The sequence below is a fragment of the Bacillus sp. SM2101 genome (genome assembly GCF_018588585.1).
Taxonomy (GTDB): Bacteria; Bacillota; Bacilli; order Bacillales; family SM2101; genus Nanhaiella; species Nanhaiella sioensis.
In genome coordinates this window covers 101,112-118,145 of record NZ_JAEUFG010000010.1, presented here as the reverse complement: position 1 = coordinate 118,145, position 17,034 = coordinate 101,112, and the positions used below count along the sequence as shown (strand labels likewise).

18 protein-coding genes are annotated in these 17,034 nt (G+C 33.8%); 11 read left to right on the top strand and 7 right to left on the bottom strand.

Features of this window, described 5'->3' with window-relative positions:
* The first annotated feature begins 10 nt into the window (after nt 1–10).
* Nucleotides 11–1,255 carry a hypothetical protein gene (locus tag JM172_RS11810; RefSeq protein WP_214482517.1) on the top strand — a complete coding sequence of 415 codons (1,245 nt, stop codon included), beginning with the start codon at nt 11–13 and terminating at the stop codon, nt 1,253–1,255.
* Nucleotides 1,256–1,268: 13 nt separating this feature from the next.
* Nucleotides 1,269–1,571 (top strand): metal-sulfur cluster assembly factor, encoded by a 303-nt coding sequence (locus tag JM172_RS11805; protein ID WP_214482514.1) that lies wholly within the window; start codon nt 1,269–1,271, stop codon nt 1,569–1,571.
* Nucleotides 1,572–2,297: 726 nt separating this feature from the next.
* Here the strand turns inward: JM172_RS11805 and JM172_RS11800 are convergent.
* Entirely contained in the window at nt 2,298–2,609 is a 312-nt protein-coding gene (locus JM172_RS11800) for a metal-sulfur cluster assembly factor (protein ID WP_214482513.1), read from the bottom strand.
* A gap of 340 nt (nt 2,610–2,949) precedes the next feature.
* Between JM172_RS11800 and JM172_RS11795 the strand changes: the two genes are divergently transcribed.
* The 3 genes from JM172_RS11795 to JM172_RS11785 all read left to right on the top strand — a co-directional run bounded on the left by JM172_RS11795 (nt 2,950) and on the right by JM172_RS11785 (nt 4,457).
* Nucleotides 2,950–3,768, top strand: coding sequence for a Cof-type HAD-IIB family hydrolase (locus JM172_RS11795; protein ID WP_214482511.1), 819 nt, complete (start codon nt 2,950–2,952; stop codon nt 3,766–3,768).
* Between the two features lie 348 nt (nt 3,769–4,116).
* A complete protein-coding gene (locus JM172_RS11790; protein WP_214482509.1) occupies nt 4,117–4,272 on the top strand; it encodes a hypothetical protein in 156 nt (51 codons plus the stop codon).
* Between the two features lie 2 nt (nt 4,273–4,274).
* Complete coding sequence (locus tag JM172_RS11785; RefSeq protein WP_214482507.1) at nt 4,275–4,457, top strand: DUF3813 domain-containing protein; 183 nt, start codon at nt 4,275–4,277, stop codon at nt 4,455–4,457.
* A gap of 83 nt (nt 4,458–4,540) precedes the next feature.
* Here the strand turns inward: JM172_RS11785 and JM172_RS11780 are convergent, their stop codons facing one another.
* Nucleotides 4,541–5,377 (bottom strand): YitT family protein, encoded by an 837-nt coding sequence (locus tag JM172_RS11780; protein ID WP_214482505.1) that lies wholly within the window; start codon nt 5,375–5,377, stop codon nt 4,541–4,543.
* A 307-nt stretch (nt 5,378–5,684) separates the two neighbouring features.
* Between JM172_RS11780 and JM172_RS11775 the strand changes: the two genes are divergently transcribed.
* Both JM172_RS11775 and JM172_RS11770 read left to right on the top strand, forming a co-directional pair.
* Nucleotides 5,685–6,542, top strand: coding sequence for a DegV family protein (locus tag JM172_RS11775; protein WP_214482504.1), 858 nt, complete (start codon nt 5,685–5,687; stop codon nt 6,540–6,542).
* A 168-nt stretch (nt 6,543–6,710) separates the two neighbouring features.
* Nucleotides 6,711–6,842: a DUF3941 domain-containing protein gene (locus tag JM172_RS11770; protein ID WP_214482502.1), complete on the top strand. Its 132-nt coding sequence runs from the start codon at nt 6,711–6,713 to the stop codon at nt 6,840–6,842.
* 291 nt (nt 6,843–7,133) lie between these two features.
* Here JM172_RS11770 and JM172_RS11765 read toward each other — a convergent pair whose 3' ends face one another.
* Nucleotides 7,134–8,510 (bottom strand): ammonium transporter, encoded by a 1,377-nt coding sequence (locus JM172_RS11765; protein ID WP_214482624.1) that lies wholly within the window; start codon nt 8,508–8,510, stop codon nt 7,134–7,136.
* A 44-nt stretch (nt 8,511–8,554) separates the two neighbouring features.
* The gene (locus JM172_RS11760; RefSeq protein WP_214482501.1) at nt 8,555–8,896 is read right to left on the bottom strand and encodes a P-II family nitrogen regulator; all 342 of its coding nucleotides are present in this window, start codon (nt 8,894–8,896) and stop codon (nt 8,555–8,557) included.
* Between the two features lie 273 nt (nt 8,897–9,169).
* Here JM172_RS11760 and JM172_RS11755 point away from each other — a divergent pair, with 273 nt between their 5' ends.
* The gene (locus JM172_RS11755; RefSeq protein ID WP_214482500.1) at nt 9,170–10,525 is read left to right on the top strand and encodes an alpha-amylase family glycosyl hydrolase; all 1,356 of its coding nucleotides are present in this window, start codon (nt 9,170–9,172) and stop codon (nt 10,523–10,525) included.
* A gap of 142 nt (nt 10,526–10,667) precedes the next feature.
* On the opposite strand, the gene JM172_RS11750 is transcribed toward JM172_RS11755, so the two are convergent.
* Nucleotides 10,668–11,159: a YajQ family cyclic di-GMP-binding protein gene (locus tag JM172_RS11750; protein WP_214482499.1), complete on the bottom strand. Its 492-nt coding sequence runs from the start codon at nt 11,157–11,159 to the stop codon at nt 10,668–10,670.
* Between the two features lie 179 nt (nt 11,160–11,338).
* Between JM172_RS11750 and JM172_RS11745 the strand changes: the two genes are divergently transcribed.
* Entirely contained in the window at nt 11,339–12,196 is an 858-nt protein-coding gene (locus JM172_RS11745) for a CvfB family protein (protein ID WP_214482498.1), read from the top strand.
* 876 nt (nt 12,197–13,072) lie between these two features.
* Here the strand turns inward: JM172_RS11745 and asnB are convergent.
* Nucleotides 13,073–14,920 (bottom strand): asparagine synthase (glutamine-hydrolyzing), encoded by a 1,848-nt coding sequence (asnB, locus tag JM172_RS11740; protein ID WP_214482497.1) that lies wholly within the window; start codon nt 14,918–14,920, stop codon nt 13,073–13,075.
* Nucleotides 14,921–15,363: 443 nt separating this feature from the next.
* Here asnB and JM172_RS11735 point away from each other — a divergent pair, with 443 nt between their 5' ends.
* On the top strand, nt 15,364–15,924 hold the full coding sequence (locus JM172_RS11735; RefSeq protein WP_214482492.1) for a DUF2777 family protein: 561 nt from the start codon (nt 15,364–15,366) through the stop codon (nt 15,922–15,924).
* A gap of 163 nt (nt 15,925–16,087) precedes the next feature.
* On the opposite strand, the gene JM172_RS11730 is transcribed toward JM172_RS11735, so the two are convergent.
* The gene (locus JM172_RS11730) at nt 16,088–16,441 is read right to left on the bottom strand and encodes a YisL family protein (protein WP_214482623.1); all 354 of its coding nucleotides are present in this window, start codon (nt 16,439–16,441) and stop codon (nt 16,088–16,090) included.
* A 380-nt stretch (nt 16,442–16,821) separates the two neighbouring features.
* Here JM172_RS11730 and JM172_RS11725 point away from each other — a divergent pair, with 380 nt between their 5' ends.
* Nucleotides 16,822–16,974 carry an aspartyl-phosphate phosphatase Spo0E family protein gene (locus tag JM172_RS11725; RefSeq protein ID WP_214482490.1) on the top strand — a complete coding sequence of 51 codons (153 nt, stop codon included), beginning with the start codon at nt 16,822–16,824 and terminating at the stop codon, nt 16,972–16,974.
* The last annotated feature ends 60 nt before the right edge of the window (nt 16,975–17,034 follow it).

Below are 17,034 nucleotides of genomic sequence, written 5' to 3'. Positions count from 1 at the left end.
GTGATACTTTATGTTTCCAAAGCAAGCTACGACTGAAACTAATATAAAGCTTCCATTTTTATTTATTTTTTTTAGTTTATTAGCCTTTCTAGCAAGTCAATTTATTCTGGTTTTTCAAGGTGAGAATATCGTAAAAGGTTTATATAGAATACCTGAAATATGGAGTAGTGCACATTTGCTTATTCTCGGATGGGCAGTGATGGTGGCTATGGGGGCAATGTACCAACTTGTTCCTGTTGTCTTTCTTACTCCTATTTGGAGTGAACGCTTAGGCTTTCTTCAATTTTTCTTAAGTGCTATAGGAGTTTCTAGCCTGGCTTTATCATTTGTATTTGCACCTAAAACAATTCTATACAGTGGAAGTATTGCTTTATTTTCAATATTATTATTTATCATTCAAATGTTGATGACTATGAAAAAACAAGAAAAATTCAATATACTTACATTGTTTGTTGGCAGTGCACTCATTTGCTTATTGCTTACATTGGCTTTAGGGATATTGTTAGCATATAATTTGCAGTTCGGAACAGTATTATTTCAACATATCCCACTGTTAAAAACACATATTTTATTTGGAATCACAGGCTGGTTTACTTTATTGATTTTTGGTTTTTCTTATAAAATGGTGCCGATGTTTGCTCTTGCACACGGATTTTCAATGAAATTAGCCGCTTGGGTGTATAGTGTTTATGTATGCGGCTTATTTTTAACAGGATTATCTTTTTTACTAGATATTTCAATTTTATTACCAATAGGTGTCAGTGGATTATTCATTGGCTTTAATCTATTTGCGGGGCATATAAATAACATTCTTACTAAAAGAATTAAGAAAAAGCTTGATAAACCTTTTATGTTTTCATTATTAGCTATTATAAATGGGTTTTTCATTCATTTTTTAGCAATGATTATCTCTTTTTTCCCTAGTCTCCATCATTGGTTTCCAATACTTATATTACTCTATATTATCGCTTGGATTGTATTAAGTATTATGGGGTACCTATACAAAATAGTTCCGTTTTTATGGTGGACGCATCGATATAGCAAAGAGATAGGTAAAGAAACTGTTCCTACGTTAAAAGATATGATTAATGAGAAAATGAGCATACCTACTTTTCTTGCTTTTCTAATAAGCATTGTTGGAATAGCTTTATCTATTATCGTAAAGAGTGTTCCGTTATATACGATCAGTCAATTAGTAATGTTATTAACTACTGCCACCTTTTGTTTTTCAATTGGCAACGTCATTCGGAAATAAGGAGGAGATTTTAATGAGCTTAACAGAAAAAGTGTACAGTCGTCTATATGAAGTAATTGATCCGGAGTTAAACATAAATATTGTTGACCTCGGTTTGATTTATGATGTTACTATATCCACAGCTAATGATGTGTCAATTATCATGACATTAACTACCCCTGGTTGCCCTTTACACGATAGCATTGTAAATGGTGTTAAGCATGTTATCGAGCAACTGGGAGAGGTTCATACAGTTAACGTGCAACTTGTATGGGAGCCAGCATGGACACCGCAACGCATGTCACAAAGAGCCTTACAAACTTTACAAGGAATATAGTGACTGCATGTAAATAAACTCGAACTCGGTGAATCAGGTGGTAACTCTCCTCCACCTGATTGGTTGTTGAATCTTAATAGCAGGCTCTTTTCGCATTGATTGTTCTTTTTAATAAGACTGTTTTCGCATTGATTGTTGCTTTTCGTTCAAAGATATTAGCTCTTATATTTCTAGCCTTCTTGGATCTTTTCTACTTATACAATTATTGAGTCTCATAAAAATCGTAATATAGTCCATTTTAAATTAAAATAGCAACTAAGTTTGCGAAAAGAGCCTTTAATAAACACGCACACAACTAGAGTTTGGGGATCTTTTCTTCTCTAATATGATGACTAACATTTAAAGCTACTTCTTATAGTACAAATTTGTTAAGAATAGCATCATATTGAAACTGTGATGCTAGCCATTTACCCTAACAACATTACTTTTGAAACAAGAAACAATTCCGCTCTTAGCCAAGGGCTTTTTTTCATGAATTGTTATTTTTTTCATAAGAAATAAACAAGTTGCATCTTTCCTTCTATATATCGATGACTAATGGGTAGTAAAACAACAATTTTATCTTATAGATTAGGCGTAAAAGTAACAAAGCTAAGTCATTTTTTCGGCTAGAATAGAAAAAAGCTTAACTTATGACAGCATAAAGAGAGATGAAGTTATTTAATCTCCACCTCTCTTACAATAATATCTAAAATATTTATACATCAGATGTATTTTACTACATAATTATCCATGAACTCCTAAAGCAATTTTTGCATATCTTGACATGCGATCTTTACTCCAAGGTGGGCTCCAAACAATACTAACTTCTGTCTCTTTTACTTCTGGTAAATCTGCTAAATTTCTCTTTACATCTTCAGAAATAGTTCCTGCTAATGGGCATCCCATAGAAGTGAGAGTCATTGTAACAGTCGCAGTCCCATTATCATCTATATCAACACCATACACTAAGCCTAAATTAACAATATCAATACCTAATTCTGGATCAAGCACATTTTCAAGTGCACCCATTATATTTTCTTCTAAAGCTTTATCCATGTTTTTCACCCTTTCGACCTACTTGAGAATCATTTTCATTATATCATATATGTACTAATTAGCAAAAAAATTACTTCTTTTCAGTACATTTTCTTATAGAAAATATGACCGATTTGTTACATTTATTGTCGCAGATACTAGCGATATGGGAATGAATTAACGTAGTGAGATATCAATGAATCGTACTTGCTCTTATTATTTTTCATTTTATTACAAAATAGTGGACAAATTTTTTCCATTCAAGGTACACTTAAAACAATCGATGATTATTTTCTACTATGTAAATAGTATAATAAATGTTTTATTATGTAAGAAAAATTATTTTTAAAAAGGAGACATTATGAGCTTTCAACAACATTTAATTGCATTAGATTTAGACGGTACTTTATTAACTGATGATAAAAAGATTTCCTCATATACGAAAGAAATGATCATGAAGGCTCAAATGGCAGGTCATATTGTTGTTATTGCAACTGGAAGACCATATAGAGCTAGTGAAATTTATTATAATGAGCTTAATTTAAAAACACCCATTGTTAATTTTAATGGTGCCTTCGTTCATCATCCAATCGATCACAATTGGGGATTATATCATACCCCACTTCATTTAAATACAGCGAAGGATATCGTGGAAGCTAGTGAGCAATATGATATTAAGAATATTTTAGCTGAAGTGATGGATGATGTTTATTTTCATTATCATGATGAAAAGTATTTAAATATCTTTAACTTTGGCAACCCGAAAATTGAAACAGGTGACTTAAAGCAAATTTTAACTCACGACCCTACGAGTATTTTAATTCATGCAGAAGAGAGCCACGTACAAGAAATTCGTTCCTATTTATCAGATGTACATGCAGAAATGATTGATCATCGCAAATGGGGAGCACCATGGCACATTATAGAGATTGTAAAAGCTGGATTAAATAAAGCCGTTGGTTTGAAAAAAATTGCTGACTATTATCAAATTCCTCGCAGCCGCATAATAGCTTTTGGCGATGAAGACAATGATTTAGAAATGATTGATTATGCTGGATTTGGAATTGCTATGGGAAATGCGATTGATGAATTAAAGTCCCTTGCTAAAGATATTACCACTACAAACGAACAAGATGGAGTCGGTAAGGCTTTAGCTAATATATTAAAACTTGATAACTAAATGATAATGGTTATTTAATGTTCTAACTAACATTTAAAACCCTATAACAAAGGTATTTTTTTCCATTTTTTGTTACCTAATGTACGATTAAATAAAGACTTACTCGAGTAACTTGTCTTTTACCAAATCACGTCTAATAATATTTTTTACAAATAACAACAAAGTTTATAATAAGAGCCTCAACCTAATCATTCATGTATATATAAACAATTGTTAGCCAAAATATAAATGATACTGACTCAATCAATCGAGTGTAGCTGAAGATAATCCAAGTAACATTTTCAATATACACCTAGAAATCGATTTTGTTGAGTCAGTTTCTTCAGGATGATTTAAGGGGGGCTACTGATGGGTAAACGTAATAAATCCAAACGCTTCGTTCAACAAGGTGTTGACGCTGTTGAAAAACATGATGAACGGATCCCTTATCACACGACATATGCAGAGGCAGAGGAAAGACAAAAAATTTCAAATGTTAAAGAATCATCAATTGGTGGGGCATAACGATGGGAAATCAATTATTTCAACAAGCTCGAGAAGCAGTTCAATTAGCTGAACAGGCTGCTCAATCTGAAGATGCCTTGTCAGCGGCAAAAAACGCACTGTCCTCAGCATATGCAAACTCAACGATTGCTGAAAAAAAGCAGTTAAGAGAGCTTCAAAATAGGCTAGACAATTTACAACATTAATTAATTGTTAAAATATTTATTCCGGTGTAAGGGTAGGAAATAAGCTAAAAAGTAGCTCTTGATTTCCTACCCTTTCTAATTGATTATTCTTTTCGAAATAAGCCAAAGATACCTGCTGTTTGAACAATATTAGTAAATGCATTCTCGTCGACCTTTTTGATGATTCTTTCTAAATCATACAATTCATATCTCGTGATTACGATAATCATCATTTCTTGACTTTCATTTGAAAAGCCACCCTTTGCAGGTACTGTCGTAATTCCCCTCACTAGCTTTGAGTGAATTGCCTCTTTTAGCTCATCTGCTTTTTTTGTAATGATCATCGCTGTTAGTTTTTCATGTCTAGTATGTATTGAATCAATCACTCTTGTCGCTACATATAAAGTCACTAACGTATATAGTGCGTATTCCCAACCATATAAAGAACCGGTTGTGATAATGATTACGGCATTTAATGAGAAGAAATATACACCAATAGGGCGATCATTGATTTTAGATAAAACTAGCGTGATGATATCAAGACCACCTGTGGAAGCGCCATATTTCAATGTGAAACCAATCCCTACTGCTTGAATGACTCCACCAAAAACTGCATTCAATAAAATATCTTCAGAAACATGAACGATAGGCAATATTTGAAGAAAGAATGACATCGATGCGACACTTAAAAAACTATACAGGGTAAACCTTTTCCCTACTTTTTTCCAACCTAGGATCGCAACTGGCACATTTAGTAAGAACAGAAAAATACCTGTTGATATTTGAAATGGTGTGAATTGTCCAGTAATGCTCGATAGTAACTGCGAAAGACCTGCAAAGCCTCCAGCATAAATATTGGCAGGAATTAAAAAGAAATTAAGTGCTAATGCATTTAATAATGCACCTAAGATGACTATTACAAACTTTTTTACTTCATGCATAATTACTATGATTCCCCTTTATAAGCTAAATTTCTACTCCCAAAACTTGAATATTCTAACGGTTCATTTTATGAAGCTGTCCGTTTTATTTGTTGCTATTCTTAGTAAAATATAAACGATTAACTATATAAGTATAGTAGCTACAAATTCTAAATAAAGTGCCTTATTTACTATTTTCACTGCTGTGATGTATTAAATTAAACATATTCTACCCAAACTTGCAATACTATAATTTCTTTTGTCATGATAAACTTATTGAGTAGGCTTAAATTTATTAATGTAGCAATTTATTTAAAGAGGTGCTTGGATGAATACAAATATTATTGCAGACAGCGGCAGTGACTTACCGCTTGATTTTTATCGGAATTCAAATGTAGATTTAGTTCCTTTATGTGTTAATGTTGATGGAACAGAATACGAAGATTTACTCTCTATCAAACCTAAGCAAGTATATGATGCGATGCGACAAGGAAAGGTAGCAAAAACATCACAAGCCAAGCCTAGCGAGCTAAGAAAACTATTCTTAAACTTAGCAAAACAGCAGAAATCATCAATTTATATCGCTTTTTCTTCTGAGCTGTCCGGCACATATCAAACAGCAATGTTAATGAGAGAGCAAGTTTTAGAAGAATATCCAAATTTTGAACTTACAATTATTGATTCAAAATGTGCTTCTTTAGGATACGGATTAATTGTAGAAAAGGCTGTAGAGCTATCAAAAACACTAGCATATCAAGATCTCATCGAAACTATCCAGTTCCACTGTAAGCATATGGAACACATATTTACAGTTGATAACTTAGAATATTTGGCTCGGGGAGGAAGAGTTAGTAGAACCTCTGCTTTTGTAGGAGGTTTACTAAATATTAAGCCTTTATTGCATGTTGAGGATGGAAAGCTAATTCCATTAGAAAAAATTAGAGGTAACAAAAAAGTGATCAAACGTATGATTGATCTTATGAGAGAACGAGGAGTTGATTTATCAACTCAAACGATCGGTATCAGTCACGGAGATAATGAAGAGGGAGCACTATTGTTACAAGAAAAAATTAAAGATGAGTTTGGCTGCGATCAATTTTTAATAAATACAATAGGCTGTGCGATTGGAGCACATGCTGGACCAGGGACACTAGCGTTATTTTTCTTGAATGATAAGTATAGTTAATAAGCTACATACATTCTCACTAACGCGGACAAGCTAATAAAGATTATAACTAAAGGCTCTTTTCCTTTCATTGTTGTTGCTATTGACTGTGACGAGAAAAAATTATCCAGTTATATCGCATACCAACAGTCAATTTGAAATCAGCCGATTTAAAAGGAGTGTCTCTTTATGCCGCATACGAGTGATAATGACAAAAAAGCAAAAGATAATAATGCACTGCACCACAAACAAAATTTACAAAAAGAACAAAATCGTAAACGTGGTGAACGCCAATATTCACAGGATACAGATCATAAATAAGCATTACAAACACTGCATTACATTTCCAAATTCCAAATAAAAAGTTATTACCCAACTCTCGGAGGCTGCCCTCTGAGGGTTTTCTGTTTAAGCTAAATCAATGATAAAATTATAAAGGCTAGTAGTTATTCGTAATAATCTTCTATACAGCTAGAGGTTCGCAGTATCTTTGCTTGTCAAATTACTTAACTTGCTGTGCAAATTAAATAACAATAACATCCGTGTTTACAATATAAAAACAGCCATCACTCTATGAGTAAATGGCTGTTTTGTATGTTAGTATTTCGTTAATCAACCAGTTGCCTTACTACTTGCTGAACCAGCTTGATTTAATCTTTCAATTAATCCAGAACCAAATTCTGGAGAAACAGGATTATGTTGATCTGATAAAATCCCTTCTCGTAATTCATAAGCTGTTGAACCGTGCTCAGCAAAATCTAAGCCGCCGATCTCTTCTTCACGAGATACTCTAATTGATCCAAGACGAGTCATAATGAATAGTGCAACACCTAATGTGGCAACGGTCCATACGATTACTGCTGTAATTCCTAAGGCTTGAATACCAAGCAATTGAACTCCACCACCGTAAACTAATCCTGCTTGAGTATCGAAGAAGCCAACTGCTAATGTTCCCCAAATTCCAGCAACTCCATGAACTGCGATTGCACCTACTGGATCATCAAGCTTTAACTTACGATCAATAAATTGTACTGCTTCAACTAAGATGATACCTGACACTAGGCCGATAATGATTGCACCAACTAAAGAAACGTTTGCAGTACCAGCTGTAATCCCAACTAATCCAGCTAAAGCACCATTTAAAGTTAATGAAGCATCAATTCTTTTATAGCGTAAGTTTGTGTAAAATGCAGATGCTAGAACACCGCACGATGCTGACAATAAGGTAGTTGTTACAACATGAGGGATTAATTCTGGATCAGCTGCTAAAGTACTTCCTCCGTTAAAACCAAACCAACCAAACCATAAAATGAATACACCTAGTGCCCCTAATGGGATATTATGACCAGGAATGACATTTACTTTACCCTCAGAGTATTTGCCAATTCTTGCACCAAGAAAGAATACTGCAACTACTGCACCAAGTGCACCTGTTAAATGAACAACTGTTGATCCTGCAAAATCGACGAAACCTAATTCAGCTAACCATCCGCCATTCCAAATCCAATGTCCAACTACAGGATAAATAAAACCTGTCATTAAAATCGTAATTAATAAATAGCTAGATAGCTTAATTCTTTCTGCTACGGCTCCTGAAATAATCGTTGCACATGTAGCTGAGAAAACTGCCTGGAATAAGAAGAATCCAACGTCAGCTTCATGACCATTTAAGGCAAATCCACTTGTACCGATAAATCCACCAGCACTTGATCCGAACATAATTCCATATCCAACTAGAAAATAAAGCACTGATGCGATTGAAATCGTCAACATGTTCTTCATTAATATATTTAATGCATTTTTAGAACGTGTAAATCCACTTTCTACCATTGCAAAACCAGCATGCATAAAGAATACAAGCAACGCTGCAACCATGATCCACATCATATCCATCGATGATTGTAATGCAGTGGTGGTTGGACCCTCAGCGAAAGCAACAGACGACATGAATAAACTAATAATAAGTGTTAAAAGTGCTGTTCTTTTCATTCTTCTCAACTTAATCTCTCCCTTTCAATATTGGTTTTATCGAATTATAGTATTGCTTGCTTTCCAGTTTCACCTGTACGAATCCTAACAGCATCTTCGATAGGTATGATGAAAATTTTCCCATCTCCCACACTGTTCGTACGACATATCGATTGAATGATGTTAATGATTTCGTCTACCTTTTCGTTTTCAACGACCATTTCTACTTTAATTTTTGGTACTAATGTGATTTCAAATTTACTTCCCCTAAATACCCCTTTTTGACCTTTTTGCTTACCACATCCAGCAACCTCTGAAACAGTAAGCCCATTTACACCGATAGTTTCTAATTTATTGCGTAGATCCTGAAAGTGTTCAGGACGAAAAATCGCTTCAACTTTTTTCAATTTCATATCCCCCTCTAACCTACATGTTATATAAGTTAACGCCATCATGTTATATCATGTATCTTATTCTAAGTGAAGTTTCAGAAAAAAGCAACAACTTTTTTGCGTTTTATGTTAGAAAATATAACATGAATTAAATTTTACAAATAAAAGCACATTCTTCTATGAAGCATATCGCTAAAATATTGACTACCTACTACTAGTGGAGATAATCTAGTAAAGGATATATTTTATATATGATCATTTAAAATGAATAAAAGGAGTTTAATATTAATGAAAAAAAGGTTGCTCGCTTTCCTATTTATACCATTCATCCTTATACAAGGCGTATTAGTCCAAGCTGAAAATAATGAGGCTCCAACTTTGGAGGATGAAACGATCTATTATGTAATAGTGGAGAAATTCTTTAACGGTGATGTATCAAATGATCAAAAAGTTCCAAATGACGGTTACGGGGGTGACATAAAGGGCGTTATACAAAAACTCGATTATATTGAAGAAATGGGTTTTAGTACTATAATGTTATCATCCATTTTTAACGATGACTTTAGTAACGATAATGAAAATCTTACTATCAAAGAATACTTTGGAACGAAAGAGGATTTAATAGCGTTAGTAGACGAAGCTCATAAACGGAATATGAAGATAATTGTAGATGTTGAAACAACAATGGAAATGCCAAATAATATTGCGGAAGCTTACATATCTTTGCAAGAAGAAACAGATATTGATGGTTATCATATATTAAATATTGGCTTGTACCCTAGTGATTTCTGGAAGGAATTTATTAACGATATCAAATCAAGCAATCAAAATTTATTCTTGCTTGCAGATGAACTAACTATAGAATCTCAACTTGAACACACGTATAACGGTATAGGTTTTGACGCAATTGTAAGTCGTTCCTATTACGAAGAAGCTTCTAGCAAATTTGTAACAATTGATCAACCACTTGATACAATTAATAATGTATTTAACGAAACAAATAACAACCAGGAACAATCCGAAACGACAGTGAAAATGATCGATAGTCCTCAAACAGATAGAATTACAAGGAAAGCCACCGCACTGGATCAATATCCCGTTACAAGAATCAAACAAGCTTTGGTTCATTTGTATACAACACCTGGGGCGCCTGTTGTATTATATGGGTCTGAAATAGCATTAGATGGTGGTAATGGAATTCCTAATCAACTACTAATGAATTTTCGAACTGAGAAAGAATTATCTGATTATATAACTAAATTAAGTGAACTTAGAAGCACACTACCTTCATTAACCTATGGAGACTTTGAAATGTTATATGAGGAAGATGGCATGCTAGTCTTTAAGCGGACATATAAAGAAGAAACAGCTATTGCTGTCATCAACAATACCTCCGAAACAAAGACAGTACACTTAGATACAACTACGCTTGAAGATGAAAAAGAACTTAGAGGATTATTAGCTGGAGATTTAATTAGAAGTGATGAACAGGGATACAAGGTAACTATTGACCGGGAGGAAGCAGAAATTTATGTTCTTGCTGAGAAAACCGGTGTAAATTTACCATTTATGCTAATGGTCTTTGCTGTTCCAGCCTTGTTTTTACTATTTTTATTTGCAAATAAAAAGGTCCATAACAAATAAGAGGATATTCTAAGAATCAGAAATTAACATGAGTGATTTAGACAAGCGCCTCGACGCCCAATGAATGTATTAGAAGGGCTATTCTACGAGGCGCTTTGTTCTAAAAACCTGCTTATAGAGCCATTAAAATGGCTTTTTTACTTTAACGGTAATTTATAAATTGTACATCAACTGTTAAATCAGCCTCTCGAATGGCTGTAATTACCTTTTGCAAATCATCTTTATTCTTCCCAGTAACCCTCACTTGATCATCTTGAATTTGGGTTTTAATTTTCAAACCTAGTTGTTTAATAATCGCGTTAATTTTTTTAGCATTTTCTTTATCTATTCCCTGAATAAGCTTAGCTCTTTGTCTAACAGTCCCACCTGAAGCACTTTCAACTTTACTATAGTCTAAATTTTTTATCGGAATACCCCTTTTAACCATTTTACTCACTAAAACATCCTTTAACTGATCTAGCTTGAAATCATCGTCAGACAGTAGCACAAGATCTTCTTTTTCAAGTGAGATGTTACTTTTACTTCCTTTAAAATCATAACGGTTTTGAATTTCTTTCATAGCTATATTTATTGCATTTGTTACTTCCGAAAAATCCACTTTAGACACAATATCGAACGAGCTTTCCTTCGCCATGATAACACCTCCAAAATATCTATTGAGTTTTGTCTCCATTATAGTAAAATTAAGCAATTGGGACAACTTATGACATAATGTATATTAATGCATACAGATATCATATACCACTTACAAAAGCTAGAAACAGGTTATAATGTAAACTATATGATAATTTTTGTAGAAAGAAGGAAGCAAAGATGAACAACGTAAAAGCAGGCAACATTGTTACTCTTGTTGTAGAGAGAGAATCAGATTTTGGATTTTTTTTATCAGATGGTGAGACAAGCATTCTTCTTCATAATAGCGAAATAACTTCTGACATTCAGTTACAACAAGAAGTAGAAGTATTTTTGTATTCTGATCACCAGGGACGTATAGCAGCAACTACAACATTACCAAGTATTACATCTGAATCATACGGATGGGTAAAAGTTGTAGAAGTAAAGCAAAACCTCGGAGCATTTATAGATATTGGTATTAAAAAGGATATTCTCGTTTCAGGTGACGATTTACCACTGTTGGAAAATATTTGGCCAGAAATCGGCGATCAATTGTATTGTTCATTAAAAACTGATAATCGTGGACGATTACTTGCTAAACTCGCTACGGAAGAAATCATTGAGGAAATAATGAACACTGCTCCAAAGGAACTTTCCAACAGAAATATAAAAGGCACTATTTATCGTTCCTTAAAAGTCGGCTCATTTTTACTTACAGATGAAGGGTACCGAGGCTTTATTCATCATTCAGAGCGAAAGTCAGAACCAAGGTTAGGTGAACATGTCGAAGGTAGAGTCATTGCAGTTAAGGATGATGGAACAGTTAATGTATCATTATTATCTAGAAGCCACGAAAGCATGAATGATGATTCACTAGCTATTTATAAGTATATGGAAGACCGTGGAGGAGCAATGCCTTATTCAGATAAAAGTTCACCTGAAGATATAAAACAACGGTTTCACATGAGTAAAGGCGCATTTAAAAGAGCATTAGGTAAGTTAATGAAAGATGAAAAAGTGTATCAAGAGGATGGTTGGACTTATTTTAAAAAATAAAGGCTCCTTTCGTAAACTTTGTTGCTATTTTTATTAACAATGGACAATGTGATCAGTTTTATTAGAGCTTAATAATTGTAAAAGTAGAAAAGATGCCAGTTACACTAGATGGATACGTACTTCTATATCTTAGAACGTATAGCAACATCTAATGCGAAAACAGCCAAAATAAACTATCACCTTCTGTGGTATAACAAATAGCTCTTGCACCTATCCGACCATTAATATGAAAAGGATAGGTGCAAGACCCATATATTGATTTAATGATAAAGGTTTTATCGGCCAATATTGATGTTTCACAGATCTAACACTTTGCATGCGCGTCAATTTCTATGCTTTATCGATCTAACTTTGTTTACATGTTAAATTCTGTTTTTTGGGTCAATTTCGGTGTTTTACGGGTCTAATCAAGTGTTTTATCGGTCAATTCTGTATTTTAGTGGTCTAACACTTTGTTCACGCGTCAAATTCTGTTTTTTGGGTCTAATTCTGGGTTTTACGGGTCAAATACGGCATTATTCGGGTCAAATTCTGAGTTTTACGGGTCTAATACTGTAATTTTCGAGTCAAATATGGCATTTTATCGGTCAATTCTGTATTTTAGTGGTCTAACACTTTGCATACGCATCAAATTCTGGGTTTTACGGGTCTAATACTGTAAAATACGGCATTTTATCGGTCAATTCTGGGTTTTATCAGTCTCAAACTTTCTTTACGGGTCAATTTCGGTGTTTTACGGGTCAAATCCAGCACATTATGGGTCTAATACTATGATTTTCGGGTCAAATCCACCATTTTATCGGTCAATTCTGGTTTTAATCCATCTATCACTTTTTTTTACGCATCAAACCACTGTAATTTTTTTTGCCAGTTTAGCTACTCTTTTACTTGTATACCGTATTCGTTAAACCAAACGTGGATTTGAGCTAAATATGCGAGTAACTGTGGTCCAGTCATTAATTGTCCAAACCATGGAACTCGAAATGCTTTGCCTTCGGAGTCAACAATTTCTTTTAATTTATCTTTATTAAAAAACTCATAAAGCACAGATGATTTATCTTCTAATATATTTTCTAACCAATTTTTAACAAGTGAACTATATAGAGGGTGGTGCGTTTTAGGATAAGGACTCTTCTTCCTATAAAGCACTTCACTTGGTAAAATCCCTTCTAATGATCGCCGTAAGATGCCTTTCTCTCTATTGCCGTACATTTTCATTTCCCAAGGGATATTCCAAACGTATTCAACGAGCCTATGATCTGCAAATGGTACACGAACTTCAAGGCTAGCTCCCATACTCATGCGATCCTTACGATCTAATAATGTTGTCATAAACCATATCATGTTTAAATAAAACATCTGTCTTCGATTCGATTCAAGTGGGTTTTCACCTTCAAGCATCGGTGTTTCTTTTACAGTTTGTTCATACTTTTCTTGAACGTAGTCTTTTAATTTTAGCTTTTTATTCCATGAATCTTGCAATAGCTCAATCCTTGCATCTAAGGAACGCATCCACGGAAATCCAGCATTTTGTAATATATCCGTGTTGTGAAACCAAGGGTAACCACCAAAAATTTCATCTGCACATTCTCCAGACAACCCAACAACAAATTGTTCTTTAATTTGTTTACAGAACCATAATAATGACGAATCGATGTCTGCCATTCCAGGTAAATCTCTTACATATACTGCTTCTGTTAAATAATTCACTAAATCCTGTTGAGAAATGACGCATCGATGATGTTGTGTTTTAAATTCAGTCGACATTTTCTCAATCCAAGGCACATCTGAATTCGGTTGGAAATCATTTGCTTGAAAGTATTTATCATTCTCTTCATAGTCTATTGAATACGTATGCAAGCTTCCTTTTCCCTCTTTTGCATACGCTAATGAAGCAAAAGCAGTGATTGCACTAGAATCTACCCCTCCAGATAAAAATGTGCATAATGGTACATCTGACACAAGCTGCCTTGTCACAGCATCTTTGAGGAGAAAGTGTACTTTTTCAGTCGTTTCATCTAATGAATCGGTATGTGGTTTACTTTTTACATTCCAATAACGCCACATTTTAATGCCTTGCTTCGAAAATACAAGCGCATGACCAGGTCGTAGCTCATTAATTTTATTAAATACACCATGACCGGGAGAACGCGACGGACCGAGACCAAAAATCTCTGCTAGCCCTTCGACTCCTAGCTCTGCTTTTACAGATGGATGTGCTAAAATGGCTTTTAATTCAGACCCAAATAATATACTAAACTCATCCATCCTATAAAATAAGGGCTTTACTCCTAAACGATCACGAGCAAGAAATACTTGTTCTTTCTTTGCATCCCATACAGCAAACGCATAGATACCATTTAAATAATCAACACATCGCTCCTCCCATTCAATATAAGCAGTTAGCAACACCTCAGTGTCAGAGTGCCCTTTAAATGTATAGCCACAAGAAGCTAACTGTTTTCTAATATCCTCAGTATTATATAGCTCTCCATTATAACAAATAGTATATGTGTTTGAATGATTGGAACGAGACATTGGTTGAATACCACCTTCAGGATCAACAACAACCAATCTTTTATGACCAAACCCCGCATGAAGTGATGTCCAAATATTCGTATCATCCGGACCTCTTTTTCTTAGTGTTTCTGTCATTTTTGATAGGGTGGTATGTTCGTTTCTTAAGTCTCTGTTATAGTCAATCCAACCTGTAATTCCACACATTTCTTACCAGCTCCTCTTCATTACTAACATGAACCATTCTTCGTATAAGCATGCTATCATTGTATGCAATTATCGTGAATTGGATGAATCGTCCTACATAAATAACAACATTATACATATTTTTATTCAACCCAATGATTCATAGTTTAAAGAGAACGAAAGTTGTCTAAACAAGATAAAGAAATACATGACTCAATTTTTTCAAAGGCGTGTTTATAAACCTTGTTTATTTTTAAAAATGACATTTTCACAAATAGACTTTCTATGATCTTCATCGTTTTATAGAAACTAAGATACCACGATAGCATAGTTGTATACGTATTTATTCTCAATGCACAACCGCTTGTTGTATAGTCGCTCATCAAAAAATACAACTCCACCTGTAATCGTGGAGTCAAATTGAATAAAAAGTATGGTTAACACATAGTTGGAGGATTTTCCGCATGAATATACAGCATAGACTGCAATTAATAAAAGAACAACAAAGAGCATTTATAAATGGATCAATTGAATATATTGGTGATGAATGGATTTTTTTTGATGATGAAGATGATGTTGCTTCAAATTTTGAAGATATTGTTCAAGACGAGTTCGAAATTTGGTTGATGGACCGTTGGCTCAAAGGAAGCATCATTGAGTCTGGAGTTGTTGAACTCTCCAAATTCACATATTTCTTACAACATGGAGATAAAGTAAGGATAAACAAGAAGCTGCTGCTTAACTACTCAGAACTATTGCAATCGCTCAATGAAGAAAGCTTTATTAGATTTATCCATTGCTTAAACCAATTGTCTTTTTCTATGTATGATTGTATTTATTCTCATAATGTATTAAGTTTTTTTGAGATGAATAATACAAATGCTGAGGGTGTAAACTTCCTCATCTTCGATAATTTAGAGACAATATGTAACGTGCAGCATCATTTCTTTAGAGGGTCTCATTCAACTGATCGTTTTGAATATACAACTAGTAGTGGGAAACGTTTACTTTCACAGCATATTTAAAAAATGAAAAAAGCATCTATTATAAATAAAGATGCTTTTTGTTAATTATATGCCTTACATATTATGTAATTGATTGTACTTAAAATATAATCGTAGTCTTACTTTTTTAGTATGATGACAGCCGAGTAAAATCTCCTTTTGCTGTTCTGTTCATAGAAAAAATTTAAAACTGAGTACCTTGTGGTAATGTAAACCCTAAATATAATACAACTATAAAACTGATAATAAATAATACCCAAGCAATGTTTGTTGATTTTTCTTTTGAAGAACGGACTAACACCATTTCCATTGCAGCTATAACAATAATTCCTAACGTAGCCTTCACGTGGTAAAGTCCTGGAATTTCTGCCCCACTTGAATACAGCATACCTCCAGTTGCGATGATAAGTAAATAGAATAGGCGCAAACTCATGTGAGAAATTTTTGCCCCTTTATTACTTCCCTTTTTGTACATAGAAAATGCAATGAAGAATAGAATAAGAGCTACAACCCAAGAGGTAAGATGTGCATGTATTATCATTTTAATTCCTTCCTTTCTTTTTTTATCTTAGTTTGTAAAAGTTTTTAGACCTCCATCGCTATTGATGGAATCTTTCTATCAGGTAGCGTATAGTCTCTTACCTGACACGGCGATGTTCAAGTATACTAGAACAAGCTTACTCCTTCAACATCATAGCATATTTTCGACCAAAATTCTAAAATAATGAATAAAGAAAATTACATGAAGTGTTATGAAAAGAAATATTTTACATCATTTCCTCATTCATCATATGTAGAATATTGCATTATTTTGTAAAAACAAATCTTCTTTTAGCGAACGCATTCCATTTCATGTATAATCATGTATAATATACACATACTTAAGTCCTATCAATAAAATAAGATGGTGTGGGATAAATGATTCAACACATAATTGAAGAAAAAAGACAACAAATGATTGACCTTGCAGCAACATTCGGTTATACAGCAGATGAAACAGTAAAATGCAGTCAGGAATTAGATGATTTATTGAACGTGGAACAAGAAATACTAGATTCAGCTGACTTTTAACTTGGCATATGCCAAGTTTTTTTATTTAATAAACAAGATTATAATTCTTCCTCACAATAA

Excerpts from the sequence above, each read along its gene's own strand:
- JM172_RS11810 (WP_214482517.1), top strand. The coding sequence starts at position 11 with ATGTTTCCAAAGCAAGCTACGACTGAAACTAATATAAAGCTTCCATTT.
- JM172_RS11805 (WP_214482514.1), top strand. The coding sequence starts at position 1,269 with ATGAGCTTAACAGAAAAAGTGTACAGTCGTCTATATGAAGTAATTGAT.
- JM172_RS11800 (WP_214482513.1), bottom strand. The coding sequence starts at position 2,609 with ATGGATAAAGCTTTAGAAGAAAATATAATGGGTGCACTTGAAAATGTG.
- JM172_RS11795 (WP_214482511.1), top strand. The coding sequence starts at position 2,950 with ATGAGCTTTCAACAACATTTAATTGCATTAGATTTAGACGGTACTTTA.
- JM172_RS11790 (WP_214482509.1), top strand. The coding sequence starts at position 4,117 with ATGGGTAAACGTAATAAATCCAAACGCTTCGTTCAACAAGGTGTTGAC.
- JM172_RS11785 (WP_214482507.1), top strand. The coding sequence starts at position 4,275 with ATGGGAAATCAATTATTTCAACAAGCTCGAGAAGCAGTTCAATTAGCT.
- JM172_RS11780 (WP_214482505.1), bottom strand. The coding sequence starts at position 5,377 with ATGCATGAAGTAAAAAAGTTTGTAATAGTCATCTTAGGTGCATTATTA.
- JM172_RS11775 (WP_214482504.1), top strand. The coding sequence starts at position 5,685 with ATGAATACAAATATTATTGCAGACAGCGGCAGTGACTTACCGCTTGAT.
- JM172_RS11770 (WP_214482502.1), top strand. The coding sequence starts at position 6,711 with ATGCCGCATACGAGTGATAATGACAAAAAAGCAAAAGATAATAATGCA.
- JM172_RS11765 (WP_214482624.1), bottom strand. The coding sequence starts at position 8,510 with ATGAAAAGAACAGCACTTTTAACACTTATTATTAGTTTATTCATGTCG.
- JM172_RS11755 (WP_214482500.1), top strand. The coding sequence starts at position 9,170 with ATGAAAAAAAGGTTGCTCGCTTTCCTATTTATACCATTCATCCTTATA.
- JM172_RS11750 (WP_214482499.1), bottom strand. The coding sequence starts at position 11,159 with ATGGCGAAGGAAAGCTCGTTCGATATTGTGTCTAAAGTGGATTTTTCG.
- JM172_RS11745 (WP_214482498.1), top strand. The coding sequence starts at position 11,339 with ATGAACAACGTAAAAGCAGGCAACATTGTTACTCTTGTTGTAGAGAGA.
- asnB (WP_214482497.1), bottom strand. The coding sequence starts at position 14,920 with ATGTGTGGAATTACAGGTTGGATTGACTATAACAGAGACTTAAGAAAC.
- JM172_RS11735 (WP_214482492.1), top strand. The coding sequence starts at position 15,364 with ATGAATATACAGCATAGACTGCAATTAATAAAAGAACAACAAAGAGCA.
- JM172_RS11725 (WP_214482490.1), top strand. The coding sequence starts at position 16,822 with ATGATTCAACACATAATTGAAGAAAAAAGACAACAAATGATTGACCTT.